Source organism: Pseudoxanthomonas koreensis (assembly GCF_010093225.1).
In the GTDB taxonomy this organism is placed as follows: domain Bacteria; phylum Pseudomonadota; class Gammaproteobacteria; order Xanthomonadales; family Xanthomonadaceae; genus Pseudoxanthomonas; species Pseudoxanthomonas koreensis.
Genome location: NZ_PDWM01000001.1, coordinates 107,225 through 120,085 on the forward strand (window position 1 = coordinate 107,225; position 12,861 = coordinate 120,085).

A 12,861-nucleotide genomic window follows, 5' to 3' on the forward strand; every position below is an offset into this window, starting at 1 on the left:
GGCGCGCGCCCTGCAACAGGCCGCCGGGCCGTTCAGCCACGCAAGACGGAGGCCCCATGTCCGACCTCATCCCGCTGGCGCAGGCCCACTGCCTGCCGCGCAAGGGCCACGAACACCGCCTGGGCCAGGCGCGCGTGGCGGAACTGCTGCCGCAGGTCCCCGGCTGGGAGCTGGCCGAGGAAGGCCGCGCACTGGTGCGCACCTTCCGTTTCAAGGACTACCACCGGACGATGGCCTTCGTGAACGCGCTGGCCTGGATCGCTCACCAGGAAGACCACCATCCGGACCTGGGCGTGCACTACGACCGCTGCGTGGTGCGCTTCTCGACCCACGATGTCGGCGGCCTGAGCGAAAACGACTTCATCTGCGCGGCACGCGCCGCAGCCCTGCTGGAGGACCGCCCATGAACCGGCATTCCACCGCCCTGCTCTCCCTCTCCGTCCTTGCCGCCGCGCTCGCCGCCTGCGGCGGTCCGGCGACACCGGCCGAACCGGTGCCGGCTCCGACCGCGGTCGCCGCGATCGACACGCCTCCGCCGCAGTACCCGCTGGAACTGGCCTGCGCCGGCATTGGCGGCCAGACCGTGCTCGGCGTGGAGGTGGGCATCGAAGGCACGCCGACGGCCATCACCCTGGTGCGCGGCAGTGGCAACGAACAGCTCGACCAGCTCGCCCACGACGCGGTGCAGGGCTGGAAGTTCCGGCCTGCGACTCGCGCCGGTGAGCCGGTGGCGCAGGCCATCCAGGTGCCGGTGAGCTTCACCCCGCCGCCGGTGCGCCCGGACAGCTGCTTCGCGCTGGACGCGGGCCGCGCCCCGGCGGACTGACGCCAGCGCTCAGGGACGAGAGCACGGCATGATCGAACCCTCCACTTCCGCGGTCCTGGTCGCGCTCGGCGTGACCCTGGCCGCAGGCCTGGCCACCGGCCTGGGCAGCCTGCTGGTGATCTTCGCCAGGGGGCCGAACCCGCGCCTGCTCGCCTTCGGCCTGGCCTTCGCCGGCGGCGCGATGGTGTACGTGTCGCTGACCGAGATCTTCACCAAGTCGGTGGTCTCGTTCTCGAACGCGTTCGATCCGCGGCTGGGCTTCACTTATGCCACGTTCGCGTTCCTGGCCGGGCTGCTGCTGATCATGGTGATCGACATGCTGGTGCCCAACCCGCACGACACCCTGACCGCCGACGACCCGGCGCTGCGCGAGCACAACCGCGAATACATCCGCCGGGTCGGCCTGATGACCGCGGTGGCGATCACCGCGCACAACTTCCCCGAGGGCCTGGCGACGTTCTTCGCCACGCTGGAGAACCCGGCGGTGGGCCTGCCGCTGGCGTTCGCCATCGCGATCCACAACATTCCCGAAGGCATCGCGATCGCGGTGCCGGTCTACTACGCCACCCACAACAAGGGCTATGCCTTCGTCGCCAGCCTGCTGTCGGGCCTGGCCGAACCGGTGGGCGCGATCATCGGCTACGGCCTGCTCGCGCGCTACCTCAACGAGGCCGTGTTCGGCACCGTGTTCGGCGTCATCGCCGGGGTAATGGTGTTCCTCGCCATCGACGAACTGCTGCCCGCGGCCAAGCGCTACGCCAAGGGCCACGAAACCGTCTACGGCCTGGTCAGCGGCATGGGCGTGCTGGCCCTGAGCCTGGTCCTGTTCAAGTGGTGACCCGCCCCCTGTAGGAGCCCACTTCAGGGGGCGACCCGAGGCGGTTCGGAGAAACGGCATTCAACAGCGCCCTCTCCGGAGAAGACGCGTTGAATGCGGCGCCTTCCGGCGATGTCGGGTCGCCCCCTGAAGTGGGCTCCTACAACCGGTCGAGCACGTCGCGCAGTTCCGGTGCCAGCGGGGCGCTGATCGCGTAGGGCGTGCGGCCGTCGTCCAGCGCGAACTCCAGCGAGGCCGCGTGCAGGAACAACCGTCGCAGCCCGGCCTTGTCGCGCAGCCGGCGGTTGGCCTCCGGGTCGCCGTACTTGTCGTCGCCGGCCAGCGCATGGCCGATGTGCTGCGCATGCACCCGGATCTGGTGGGTACGGCCGGTGTCGATCCGCACCTCGCAGTAGGACTGCCCGCCGCGACGCTCCAGCATCCTGAAGTGGCTCAGCGACGGCTTGCCGGCCGGGTCCACCTGCACGTGCCGCTCCCCGCCCTGGCGCAGGCCCACGGGCAGCGGCGCGTCCACGCTCATCGTGCCGTCGGGCATGCGACCGGTGAGCAGCGCCAGGTAGGTCTTGCGGATGCCGCCGCCCGCCCCGCCCTCGCGCATCAGCGCCTGCAGTTCGGCCAGCGCCGAGCGCTTCTTGGCCACCACCAGCACCCCCGAGGTATCCCGGTCCAGCCGGTGCGCCAGTTCCAGAGTCTGCCCCGGGCGCAGCGCGCGCAGGGTCTCGATCGCGCCGAAGGAGATGCCGCTGCCGCCATGGCTGGCCACGCCGGAGGGCTTGTCCAGCGCCAGCAGGCGCGCGTCCTCGAACACGATCGCCGCCTCGATCCGCTGCAGCAGGCCCGGCGCCGGGGTGCCCCGCTCGGCCTCGCCCTCCAGCCGCAGCGGCGGGATCCGCACCTCGTCCCCGGCGGCCAGCTTGCGCTCGGCCTTGGCCCGGCCGCCGTTGACCCGGACCTGGCCGCTGCGCACCAGCTTGTAGACCAGGCTGCGCGGGGCGCCCTTGAGCTGGCCCAGCAGGAAATTGTCCAGGCGCTGGCCGTCGCGGTCGTCCGGCACCTTTACGGTGCGTGCGCCGGCCCGGGCCGGGGCCTCCGGGGGGGATGGGGTCATGGGGAATGAATTCTGCTAGACTCGGCCGGCGATGTAAGGGTTTGATTCCGCTGGAAGAAGCTGCAGGGCCGAAAGCCCGGGCTTCCCGCGATCCCGGCACAGTGCGCGGCCACCGCTCCCGGAGCGGCCATGTTAGCGGCTTGCAGGCAGACCCGGCCATGGCCCGGTGGGTCAGAGCACCGGATGCTGAACATGTCCCGCGCGGCCCAGGCCGCCGGCCCCGCACCACCATTCCAAGAAACACAGCAAAGCGCTCCCGCGGTCCGCCGTGGTGTTGCAGCGCTGGAAACCAGGATCCGTCCCGACGCGCCTGCGCGAACGGACGGCGAAACCCGCCCCTGCCCCCGCACCCCCGTGCACGGCAGGCCGGCCGGGATTCCAGAGAGCGAACGCCCGGCGTTCCGCGCGGTAGAGCGCGCGAGGAACGCCACAATGAAGCGAATGCTGATCAATGCCACGCAGGCCGAAGAACTGCGCGTGGCCATCGTCGACGGCCAGACCCTGTACGACATCGACATCGAACAGCCGTCGAAGGAACAGAAGAAGTCCAACATCTACAAGGGCCGCATCACCCGGCTCGAACCCTCCCTCGAAGCGGCCTTCGTCGAATACGGCGCCGAGCGCCACGGCTTCCTGCCGCTGAAGGAGATCTCCCGCGACTACTTCCAGAGCGGCGTCGACCCGAACAAGGCCGGCATCCGCGAACTGCTGCGCGAAGGCCAGGAAGTGGTCGTCCAGGTCGACAAGGACGAGCGCGGCAACAAGGGCGCGGCCCTGACCACGTTCATCTCGCTGGCCGGCCGCTACATGGTGCTGATGCCCAACTCGCCGTCGGCCGGCGGCGTCTCGCGCCGGATCGAGGGCGAGGACCGGGCCGAGCTCAAGCGCGCGATGGACGCGCTGAACATCCCCGACGACATGGGCGTGATCATCCGCACCGCCGGCGTCGGCCGCGACGCCGAAGAGCTGCAGTGGGACCTGGACTACCTGCTGGCCACCTGGCGCGCGATCGCCGAGGCCGCGCTGAGCAAGCCGGCGCCGTTCCTGATCTACCAGGAGTCGCGGCTGATCATCCGCGCCCTGCGCGACTACCTGCGCGCCGACATCGGCGAAATCCTGGTCGACACCGAGGAGATGTACCAGGACGCACGCCAGTTCATGGAACAGGTGATGCCGCAGACGCTGCGCAAGCTGAAGCACTACAAGGACGACATCCCGCTGTTCAACCGCTTCCAGATCGAGTCGCAGATCGAGAACGCCTACGAGCGCACCATCCGCCTGCCTTCCGGCGGCGCGCTGGTGATCGACCAGACCGAGGCGCTGACCGCGATCGACGTCAACTCCGCGCGCGCCACCAAGGGCGGCGACATCGAGGAGACCGCGTTCCACACCAACCTGGAGGCGGCCGAGGAAGTGGCCCGCCAGCTGCGCCTGCGCGACCTGGGCGGCCTGGTGGTGATCGACTTCATCGACATGTCCTCGTCCAAGCACCAGCGCGCGGTCGAGGACCGCCTGCAGGGTTCGCTCAAGTACGACCGCGCCCGCGTGCAGCTGGGCCGCATCTCGCGCTTCGGCCTGATGGAGATGAGCCGCCAGCGCCTCCGCGCCAGCCTGGGCGAATCCAGCCAGATCGTCTGCCCGCGCTGCGAGGGCCACGGCCGCATGCGCAGCGTCGAGTCGCTGTCGCTGTCCATCATCCGCGTCGCCGAGGAGCACGCGATGAAGGAGAACACCGGGCAGGTGCTGGTCCAGGCCCCGGTGGAGATCGCCAACTTCCTGCTCAACGAGAAGCGCGGCGCGCGGCGCGAGAGCGAGCCCCGCCACGACGCCCCGATCATCATCGTCGCCGACGAGCAGTTGCAGACCCCGCCCTACGAAGTCACCCGCCTGCGCGAGAACGAACTGGGCGAGGAAAGCGGCAAGCCCAGCTACCAGCGCGGCACCCCCCGCAAGCTGCCGGTGCACGCGCTGACCAAGGCCCAGCTCAACATCCCGCCGCCGCCGGCGGTCACCCGCGTGGCCCCGCCGCGCCCGCCCCCGGTGCGCGAGGGGCGCGAGGAAGCGCCGGCGCCGGTGGCCGGCGCGCCCGCCGCTGCCCCGCGTGCGGCCGCGGCCGCACCGGCTTCCGGTGGCGTGGTCGGTTTCTTCAAGCGCCTGTTCGGCACCGGTGAAGCCCCCGCCGCGCCGGCACCGCAGCGCCCGCAGCAGAACGAAGGCCGCGGCAACCGCAACGACCGCAACGACCGCGGCGGTCGCCGCGATGGCAAGCAGCAGGGCCAAGGCAACCGCGACGCGCAGCAGAAGCAGCGCGGTGGCAACGCGCAGCAGGGCAAGGGCGGCAACGGCCAACAGCAGCCGTCGCAGAAGCAGGAGCGCCAGCAGCAGAAGCCGGGCCAGGGCAGCGGCCAGTCGCAGCAGGCCGGCGGCCGCCAACAGCCGAAGCAGCCACGGCAGCCGAAGACCGGCGGCGAATCCGTCGCGACCGAAACCGCAGCCAAGGCCACGCAGCCGCAGGCTGCGTCGCGGCCGCGCAACGAGGAAGCCGCACGCGCGCCGCAGGCTCCCGCCGATGCCGAGAACGCGATCGCCGCGACGACTGCGGTCGCCGTGGCCGCGGCCGCACCGGTCGCACCCGTGGCCGATGATGTCGCTGCGGCAGGCACGGTCGTGGACGCGTCCACCGAAGCCGGCGCCGCGCCGGCTCCGGGCGAGGAAGGCACCGGCGAAGGCGGCAGCCGCCGTCGCCGCGGTCGCCGTGGTGGCCGTCGCCGCCGTCGCGGTGGCGAAGCCGCCGGCGTGCTGGCCGAGGGCGTCGACGAGGCCGGCAATGCCGATGCAGGCGACTTCGATGAAGCCGACGAAGCGCCCGTGACCGTTGCCAACGCCCCGCAGGCCACCCGCGACCAGCCGGAGTTCGACTTCGACGACATCGCCGCGCCGGAACAGGCCAGGCAGGACCAGGCGTCGCAGGAGCAGGCCACGCCGGCTGCCGCCGCCGCGCCGGAAACCGCGCCGGTCGAAGCCGTGCCGGCACCCGTCGCCCGCACCGCGGAAGCCGCACCGGCACCAGCTGCGCCGGCGCCGCAGCCGGCCGCCGCCGCCACTGCGATCGACGCGCCCCGCGCGGCGCCTTCGCCCGAAGTGGAGCCGGCGGTGGTGACGCTGGAAGAAACCGCGACGCTGCAACCGGCCGCTGCCGCCGTGCAGGCCAGCGCCGGCGAGCCGGCGGTGGTCGCCGAGCCGGCCAGCGCGGTCGAAGCCGCCACGGCCGCAGCGGAAGCCACGAAGCCGGTCGAGGCCACCGCCGTCACGGCGGTCCAGGCCAAGCCGGTCGAGACTGTCACCGTCGCAGCGGTCGACGCCGTCAAGCTGGTCGAGCCGGTGGCAGAAGCCGCCGACGCAGGCGAAGACACCACCGCGACGGCCGATGCCACGACTGCGACCGACGCCGGTCCGTCCGCCGCACCGGTGCCGCCGTTCACCACCACCCGCAGCCTGTTCGACGCGCTGCCGCCAGCGGCCGACGCGGCAGAAGCCGATGCGACCGCTGCTGATGATGGCGAGACTGCCACGGACGACGACGCCGAACCGCGCCGGCACGCCTGACCATGGCACCTCCCCCCGCACTGCGCGGGGGGAGGAAAACGACACGAAAAGCGGGGCTTGCCCCGCTTTTCGTGTTTTCGCCTCCAGCAGCCGGAAGAACAGCCCGCCGGAAGCTAGAGCGCACTCCCCGGATCCATCAGCCCGTAGCGCGTCGCCAGGCGCGCCAGCGCGATGCTGTCCTGCACGCCGATCTTCTCGAACAGGCGCGACTTGTGCGTGTTGATGGTCTTCGCGCTCAGGCTCAGGCGCTTGGCGATCGCATCCTGGCGCAGGCCCTGCACCAGCAGCATCGCCACTTCAAGTTCGCGCGGCGACAGCAGGTCGAACGGCGAACGCTCGCCGACCACGCTGGCCAGCGCCATGTTCTGGGCAATGCTGGTGCCGAGGTAACGCTTGCCGCGCGCCGCGTCGCGCACCGCGTTGAGCAGTTCGCGGGCATCGCCGCCCTTGCCGACGTAGGCGTGCGCGCCGACGTCGAGCAGGCGTTTGGGCAGCGGCCCGTCCTCGAGCACGGACACGATCACCACCTTGCAGTCGAGCTGGCTGCGGACGATGCGCTCGGTCACCTCCAGCCCGCTGATCCCGGGCAGGTGCAGGTCGCACAGGACCACGTCCGGCCTGAGCCTGCGGATCAGCGGCAGGGCATCCTCGCCGCTCTCCGCCTCACCCAGCACTTCGATGTCGGTCTCCACCGACAGGATCATGCGCAGGCCGGCACGCACCAGCGCATGGTCGTCCACCAGGAAAACTCGGATGGTCATGCCACTCCCTCGGTATGCCTCCCCTGCGCGGCAGACTAGCGAGCGCCACAGGCAGCAGCAAGCCGCCAACGGCGCCAAAACGGCCGTTTTGGCCGCCTGCAAGCAACACTGGCAGCGATCCGTACAGAAGCGCTTGCAGTCCGCAGGGCTCCGGGGCCCGTACCGATCCCGGGGATGACGGAGAAAGGCTCGGTCGGCCAGGCTATGTCCGCGCCTCTTCTTAGTTCTCCCAACCGAGGGAGACTTGAAGGCAGAGGCGTCGGCTTCGGCTGGGGCCGCCGCACCTCGGGTATATGGCCCACCCTTCGGAACGACATCCTGAACCGCCCCGGGATTCCTGGAGGCTCCAACTCTTGAGAGGATGGAGTCATGACCAAGCCAGTGAAGTATTCCCCGGAAGTGCGGGAGCGGGCGGTGCGGATGGTGCTGGAGCACCAGTCAGAGCACAGTTCACAATGGGCGGCGATCGAGTCGATTGCCGGCAAGATGTGCTGTACGGCCGAGACGCTGCGGCGCTGGGTGCGACAGGCCGAGCGTGATCAGGGCACTCGTCCTGGCACGACCAGCGAGGAGCAGGCTCGGATCAAGGCACTGGAGCGGGAGAACCGCGAGCTGCGGCAGGCCAACGAGATCCTGCGCAAGGCGTCGGCGTATTTCGCCCAGGCGGAGCTCGACCGCCGCTTCAAGCCATGACGGGGTTTGTCAGCGAACATCGCGACGCCTACGGAGTCGAGCCGATCTGCCGGGTTCTGGAGATCGCTCCGTCGACGTACTACAGCCATGCGGCCCGCAAGGCCGATCCCGAGGCACGTCCGGATCGCTGGTGGCGGGATCGGGCGCTGGAAGTGGAAGTCCGGCGGGTCTGGGACGAGAACAAGCAGGTGTACGGCGCGAAGAAGGTCTGGAAGGAGTTGCTGCGGGAGGGCTGGCAGGTGGCACGATGCACCGTGGAACGGCTGATGCGCCGGCTGGGACTACGCGGGGTGGTCCGCGGCAAGGTGGTGAAGACCACGGTCAGCGACAAGGCGCGGCCGTGCCCGCAGGACCGGGTCAACCGGCAATTCCACGCCGAGCGGCCGAACGCGCTGTGGGTAAGCGACTTCACCTATGTCTCGACCTGGCAGGGCATGGTGTACGTGGCGTTCGTGATCGACGTGTACGCGCGGCGGATCGTCGGCTGGAAGGCGTCGAGCTCGATGACCACGGACTTCGTGCTGGATGCCCTGGAGCAGGCCCTGCACGCCCGCCAGCGGCAGGGCGAGCTGATCCACCACTCCGACCGGGGCTCGCAGTACGTAAGCATCCGCTACAGCGAGCGGCTGGCCGAGGCTGGCGTGGACCCGTCGGTGGGCAGCGTGGGCGACAGCTACGACAACGCGCTGGCCGAGACGATCAACGGGCTGTACAAGGCCGAGGTGATCCACCGCAGGTCGTGGCGCAACCGCGAGCAGGTGGAGCTGGCCACGCTGGACTGGGTGCACTGGTACAACCACAAGCGACTGCTGGGGCCGATCGGGCACATCCCGCCAGCGGAAGCCGAAGCGGCTTACTATCGGCAGCAAGCCGGTCAGGCCAAGGCGGCCTGACTCAGACCAAACGGCCTCCAAGAAAGTCGGGGCGGTTCAATCCTGTCTTTACTCAGGGCCGTGGCACATCCATGTGCCACTTGGGCCATATACCCGAGGTACGGCGTCCTGTCGCAGCTGGTGGATCGTGGCTTCTATTACCCTCGGTGGGAGGCTCTCACCAGAGCCGACGCAATCGTACGCCTTCCCTTCCCGCTGCTGGACCTGCCAATCAGGAGAAAAATCCCTCTTTACCAGTTGTCGTCTGCTTTAGCCTTACCCAGTGTCGCTTGGATTTGCGGCCCGAACGCCACAAGCGCTGCGCTGATCTTCTCGCGGTCCTTCTGGCTGTTGAGAGGACTACCGTCGTTGGCACGCGAAACTACGCCATTGTGGACAGCGGCTGGCCATACGAGACCGATGTTGGAGAATGTGAGTCTGAACTTTTCGTCCTTCGTCTCAACCTTCATCGTAAAGCGGACCTTCCAGTCCGGTTTTCCCAAACATTCAAACGCGCTTTTGCAGGGATACGGAATCAGGCCATTGCCGATCAGCGTCCCTTCATCCTTGTTCTCGTACTCCATTACAGCCTTGGCCGAACGGAAGTTTTCCGCGATCCATACCTTCGCCGAATCGTATATCTGCGCCCTAGTAAAACCTGGAGCCTCAAACACCTGCTCAACCGGTTTATTGATCTCGGCAAGCTGGGCAGGTGTTGCCGCGAAAGCGACCCCAGCCGTAATTGTCACAAGAAACGCGATGGCGCCCGCGATCAGATTCTTCATCGTTCCCCCAGCAAGAATATTTGCGCAAGATCCTGCCCCGTCCTGCGCCATTACAATGGCCCGGTTCTTTCCGTGTTCGACGGATGCTTGCGATGCGACATGATTTTTGGCGGAGAGAGTGGGATTCGAACCCACGGTAGTGTCGCCACTACGCCGGTTTTCAAGACCGGTGCCTTAAACCGCTCGGCCATCTCTCCGTAGGGTGTCGCCGCGCCACGATCCGCGAACCGTCGCCGTCCGTGCGGTGGCGATTGTCGCACGCGCGGCGATCGCAATCAGCCGGATGCGGCGACGTCGCCTGCCCCGTCGCTGGCGCCCGGCTTGCGCCCGCAGTTGCCGCAGTCCAGACGCGAGGCCTCGATCTGCTGCGGCAGGTGCTCGGCGAGGAAGTCGATGAACACCCGCACCGCCGGCAGGAGGCCGCGGCGCGAAGCGAACACGGCGTGGCAGATGCCCTGCGGCAACGACCACTCCGGCAACACCACCTCCAGTTCGCCGCGGCGCACCGCGTCGGCGCACACCGTCTCCGGCAGCAGGGTGATGCCGAAACCGTCCCTGACCATGGACTGCAGCAACGGGAAATCGAAGCCCGCCAGGCGCGGCTGCAGATCGACGCGGCGCACCTCGCCGTCCGGGCCGTGCAGTTCCCAGCGCTGGTGCGCCTCGTCCTCGTGGATGCTGAGGGTCAGGTGCGAGGCCAGGTCGGCCGGATCCTTCGGCCGGCCGGCGCGGTCCAGGTATTTCGGGCTGGCCACCAGCAGTTCCTGGATCTGGCCGAAGCTGCGCATCACCAGGCTGCCGTCGTCGTCCAGCCGCGCACGCACGCGCAGGGCCACGTCGAAGCCTTCGTTGATCAGGTCCACGCGGCGGTTGCCGACGTGCAGCTGCAGGCGCACCTTCGGGTACTGGTCGAGGAACTTCGGCAACAGCCTGGGCAACTGCTGCTGCGCCAGCGCCACCGGGACGCTGACCCGGACCACGCCACGCGGCTCGGCGCTGAGCCGGTCCACCACCTCGCGCGCGGCCTGGGCCTCGGTGAGCATGGTCTGGGCGTGGCGGTAGACGCTCATGCCCACGTCGGTGACCGCGAAGCGGCGCGTCGAGCGCTGCAGCAGGCGCACGCCCATGTCGGTCTCCAGCTGGCTGATGCGCCGGCTCAGCCGCGACTTGGGGATGCCCAGCGCGCGCTCGGCCGCAGCGAAACCGCCGTGTTCGACCACCATGGCGAAGTAGTAGAGGTCGTTCAGGTCCTGCATGGCGATATTTCCATATTCGGAACAGATGGTGACATATAACCATCTTTATCCCATAAACGCAACGACGGATAGTGTGCCGGTCGCGGCCCCGCCGCCCTCGCAAACAAGGACACCCGCATGAAGCTGCTGCATATCGATTCCAGCGCCCTGGGCCCGAACTCCGTCACCCGTGAACTGGGAGCGGCCATCGTCGCACAGTGCCTGGCGCAGCAGGACGGGCTCGTGGAGTACCGCGACCTGGACCAGGAGCCGGTGCCGCACCTGACCGGCGCCAGCCTGGCCAAGGCCGACCCGGGAGAAGCCGAGGCGGCCGAACGCATCCTCCAGCAGTTCCTCGACGCCGACGTCGTGGTGGTCGGCGCGCCGATGTACAACTTCGGCATCCCGTCCACGCTCAAGGCGTGGATCGACCGCATCGCCGTGGCCGGGCGCACCTTCCGCTACACCGCCGAGGGCCCGGAGGGACTGGCCGGACCGAAGAAGGTGATCGTCGCCAGCGCCCGCGGCAGCGTGCACGGCGTGGCTACGGACTTCCAGGAGCCGTACCTGCGCCAGGTGTTCGCCTTCCTCGGCATCGACGACGTCGAGTTCGTGCGCGCCGAGGGCGTCGGCCTGTCGCCGCAGCACCGTGCCGAGGCGATCGCCGCAGCGCATGCCGGCATCGCGGCGCAGGATGCGGCGCAGCGCCAGGCGGCCTGAGGCGCGACCCCGCATCCGTAGAGCGGGGCTTGCCCCGCTCTACGGTGAAGCCCGAAGCCCGGGCTTCAACGCGCGCCGCCGTCAGGCGATGCGTGCGACGCCGCCCATGTAAGGGCGCAGCGCTTCGGGCACGGTGATCGAGCCGTCGGCTTCCTGGTAGTTCTCCATCACCGCGATCAGGGCGCGGCCGACGGCCACGCCCGAACCGTTGAGCGTGTGCACCAGTTCCGGCTTGCCGGTGGCGGGATTGCGCCAGCGCGCCTGCATCCGCCGCGACTGGAAATCGCCGCAGCTGGAACACGAGGAGATCTCGCGGTAGGTGGCCTGCGACGGCAGCCACACTTCCAGGTCGTAGGTCCGGGTCGCGGAGAAGCCCATGTCGCCGGTGCACAGCAGCACCTTGCGGTACGGCAGGCCCAGGCGCTCGAGCACGGTCTCGGCAGCGCGGGTCATGCGTTCGTGTTCGGCGTCGCTGTCCTCGGGCCTGACCACCGACACCAGCTCGACCTTCTCGAACTGGTGCTGGCGGATCATGCCGCGGGTGTCGCGGCCGCCGCTGCCGGCTTCGGCGCGGAAGCACAGCGAATGCGCGGCCATGCGCAGCGGCAGGCGCTCGGCCTCGACGATCTCCTCGCGCACGGTATTGGTCAGCGGCACCTCGGCGGTCGGGATCAGGTAGCGCTTGGACTCGCCGATCGCGGTCTGGAACAGGTCGTCCTCGAACTTGGGCAGCTGGCCGGTGCCCTGCATCACATCGGCATTGACCAGCAGCGGCACGTTGGTTTCCTCGTAGCCGTGCTCGCCGGTGTGCAGGTCGAGCATGAACTGGGCCAGCGCGCGGTGCAGGCGCGCCAGCTGGCCGCGCAGCACGGTGAAGCGCGCGCCGGACAGCCTGGCCGCGGTGTCGGCGTCGAGCCAGCCATGGCGCGCGCCGAGTTCCACGTGGTCCTTGACCGCGAAATCGAACGCGCGCGGCGTGCCCCAGCGGTGCTGTTCGACGTTGTCGTTCTCGTCGGCACCGTGCGGCACGTCTTCGGCCGGCAAGTTGGGGATGCCCAGGGCGATGGCGTCGATGCGGCCGCGGATTTCCTCCAGGCGCGCTTCCGAAGCCTTGAGCTCATCGCCGAAACCGGCTACTTCGGCCATGAGGGCCGAGACGTCCTCGCCCTTGGACTTGGCCTGGCCGATCGCCTTGCTGCGGGTGTTGCGCAGGTTCTGCAGCTCCTGCGTGCGCACCTGGATCGCCTTGCGCTCGGACTCCAGCGACTCCAGCGCTGCGGTGTCCAGGGCATAGCCGCGGGCGGCGAGACGTTCGGCCAGGACGGCGGTCTGGTTGCGAAGCAGCGCGGGATCGAGCATGGCGGGCACAACGTGGGATGGAAGTACGCATTATCGCCAATCGCGGCGGCCAGCGCCC

General features: G+C 69.2%; 11 protein-coding genes, 1 tRNA gene and 1 other annotated feature. Of the genes, 6 read left to right on the forward strand and 6 right to left on the reverse strand.

Annotated features, from left to right (window positions below; translation table 11 throughout):
* Nucleotides 1–56: 56 nt before the first annotated feature.
* Genes CSC64_RS00450 through zupT form a run of 3 tightly spaced genes read left to right on the forward strand, consistent with a single transcriptional unit; the run spans nucleotide 57 to nucleotide 1,664 of the window.
* A complete protein-coding gene (locus tag CSC64_RS00450; protein WP_162433349.1) occupies nucleotides 57–407 on the forward strand; it encodes a 4a-hydroxytetrahydrobiopterin dehydratase in 351 nt (116 codons plus the stop codon).
* Nucleotides 404–826 (forward strand): energy transducer TonB, encoded by a 423-nt coding sequence (locus CSC64_RS00455; RefSeq protein WP_162433350.1) that lies wholly within the window; start codon nucleotides 404–406, stop codon nucleotides 824–826. Before CSC64_RS00450 ends, CSC64_RS00455 begins: the two co-directional genes overlap by 4 nt.
* A gap of 28 nt (nucleotides 827–854) precedes the next feature.
* Complete coding sequence (zupT, locus tag CSC64_RS00460) at nucleotides 855–1,664, forward strand: zinc transporter ZupT (RefSeq protein ID WP_162433351.1); 810 nt, start codon at nucleotides 855–857, stop codon at nucleotides 1,662–1,664.
* 139 nt (nucleotides 1,665–1,803) lie between these two features.
* Here the strand turns inward: zupT and CSC64_RS00465 are convergent, their stop codons facing one another.
* Nucleotides 1,804–2,772 carry an RluA family pseudouridine synthase gene (locus CSC64_RS00465; protein ID WP_162433352.1) on the reverse strand — a complete coding sequence of 323 codons (969 nt, stop codon included), beginning with the start codon at nucleotides 2,770–2,772 and terminating at the stop codon, nucleotides 1,804–1,806.
* A gap of 432 nt (nucleotides 2,773–3,204) precedes the next feature.
* On the opposite strand from CSC64_RS00465, the gene CSC64_RS00470 reads away from it, so the two are divergent.
* Nucleotides 3,205–6,378 carry an Rne/Rng family ribonuclease gene (locus tag CSC64_RS00470; RefSeq protein ID WP_162433353.1) on the forward strand — a complete coding sequence of 1,058 codons (3,174 nt, stop codon included), beginning with the start codon at nucleotides 3,205–3,207 and terminating at the stop codon, nucleotides 6,376–6,378.
* Between the two features lie 113 nt (nucleotides 6,379–6,491).
* Here the strand turns inward: CSC64_RS00470 and CSC64_RS00475 are convergent, their stop codons facing one another.
* Nucleotides 6,492–7,139 carry a response regulator gene (locus CSC64_RS00475; protein ID WP_162433354.1) on the reverse strand — a complete coding sequence of 216 codons (648 nt, stop codon included), beginning with the start codon at nucleotides 7,137–7,139 and terminating at the stop codon, nucleotides 6,492–6,494.
* A 369-nt stretch (nucleotides 7,140–7,508) separates the two neighbouring features.
* Between CSC64_RS00475 and CSC64_RS00480 the strand changes: the two genes are divergently transcribed.
* A protein-coding gene (locus tag CSC64_RS00480; protein WP_425501635.1) for an IS3 family transposase occupies nucleotides 7,509–8,725 on the forward strand; the annotation gives its coding sequence in 2 pieces (ribosomal slippage) (nucleotides 7,509–7,797 and nucleotides 7,797–8,725; 1,218 coding nt in all).
* Nucleotides 7,787–7,903 (forward strand) — a sequence feature (AL1L pseudoknot). It overlaps the preceding gene by 117 nt.
* A gap of 230 nt (nucleotides 8,726–8,955) precedes the next feature.
* Here CSC64_RS00480 and CSC64_RS00485 read toward each other — a convergent pair.
* The 3 genes from CSC64_RS00485 to CSC64_RS00495 form a co-directional block, all read right to left on the reverse strand.
* Complete coding sequence (locus CSC64_RS00485; protein WP_162433356.1) at nucleotides 8,956–9,489, reverse strand: DUF4468 domain-containing protein; 534 nt, start codon at nucleotides 9,487–9,489, stop codon at nucleotides 8,956–8,958.
* 107 nt (nucleotides 9,490–9,596) lie between these two features.
* Nucleotides 9,597–9,686, reverse strand: a tRNA-Ser gene (locus CSC64_RS00490).
* Nucleotides 9,687–9,764: 78 nt separating this feature from the next.
* The gene (locus CSC64_RS00495; RefSeq protein WP_162433357.1) at nucleotides 9,765–10,745 is read right to left on the reverse strand and encodes a LysR family transcriptional regulator; all 981 of its coding nucleotides are present in this window, start codon (nucleotides 10,743–10,745) and stop codon (nucleotides 9,765–9,767) included.
* 117 nt (nucleotides 10,746–10,862) lie between these two features.
* Between CSC64_RS00495 and CSC64_RS00500 the strand changes: the two genes are divergently transcribed.
* The gene (locus CSC64_RS00500) at nucleotides 10,863–11,444 is read left to right on the forward strand and encodes an FMN-dependent NADH-azoreductase (RefSeq protein ID WP_162433358.1); all 582 of its coding nucleotides are present in this window, start codon (nucleotides 10,863–10,865) and stop codon (nucleotides 11,442–11,444) included.
* 81 nt (nucleotides 11,445–11,525) lie between these two features.
* On the opposite strand, the gene serS is transcribed toward CSC64_RS00500, so the two are convergent.
* Nucleotides 11,526–12,803, reverse strand: coding sequence for a serine--tRNA ligase (gene serS, locus CSC64_RS00505; RefSeq protein ID WP_162433359.1), 1,278 nt, complete (start codon nucleotides 12,801–12,803; stop codon nucleotides 11,526–11,528).
* Nucleotides 12,804–12,861: the final 58 nt, after the last annotated feature.

Bases quoted from the DNA above. Each gene is read 5' to 3' on its own strand.
- CSC64_RS00465 (WP_162433352.1), bottom strand. From the start codon at position 2,772: ATGACCCCATCCCCCCCGGAGGCCCCGGCCCGGGCCGGCGCACGCACC.
- CSC64_RS00470 (WP_162433353.1), top strand. From the start codon at position 3,205: ATGAAGCGAATGCTGATCAATGCCACGCAGGCCGAAGAACTGCGCGTG.
- serS (WP_162433359.1), bottom strand. From the start codon at position 12,803: ATGCTCGATCCCGCGCTGCTTCGCAACCAGACCGCCGTCCTGGCCGAA.
- CSC64_RS00495 (WP_162433357.1), bottom strand. From the start codon at position 10,745: ATGCAGGACCTGAACGACCTCTACTACTTCGCCATGGTGGTCGAACAC.
- CSC64_RS00455 (WP_162433350.1), top strand. From the start codon at position 404: ATGAACCGGCATTCCACCGCCCTGCTCTCCCTCTCCGTCCTTGCCGCC.
- zupT (WP_162433351.1), top strand. From the start codon at position 855: ATGATCGAACCCTCCACTTCCGCGGTCCTGGTCGCGCTCGGCGTGACC.
- CSC64_RS00485 (WP_162433356.1), bottom strand. From the start codon at position 9,489: ATGAAGAATCTGATCGCGGGCGCCATCGCGTTTCTTGTGACAATTACG.
- CSC64_RS00450 (WP_162433349.1), top strand. From the start codon at position 57: ATGTCCGACCTCATCCCGCTGGCGCAGGCCCACTGCCTGCCGCGCAAG.
- CSC64_RS00500 (WP_162433358.1), top strand. From the start codon at position 10,863: ATGAAGCTGCTGCATATCGATTCCAGCGCCCTGGGCCCGAACTCCGTC.
- CSC64_RS00475 (WP_162433354.1), bottom strand. From the start codon at position 7,139: ATGACCATCCGAGTTTTCCTGGTGGACGACCATGCGCTGGTGCGTGCC.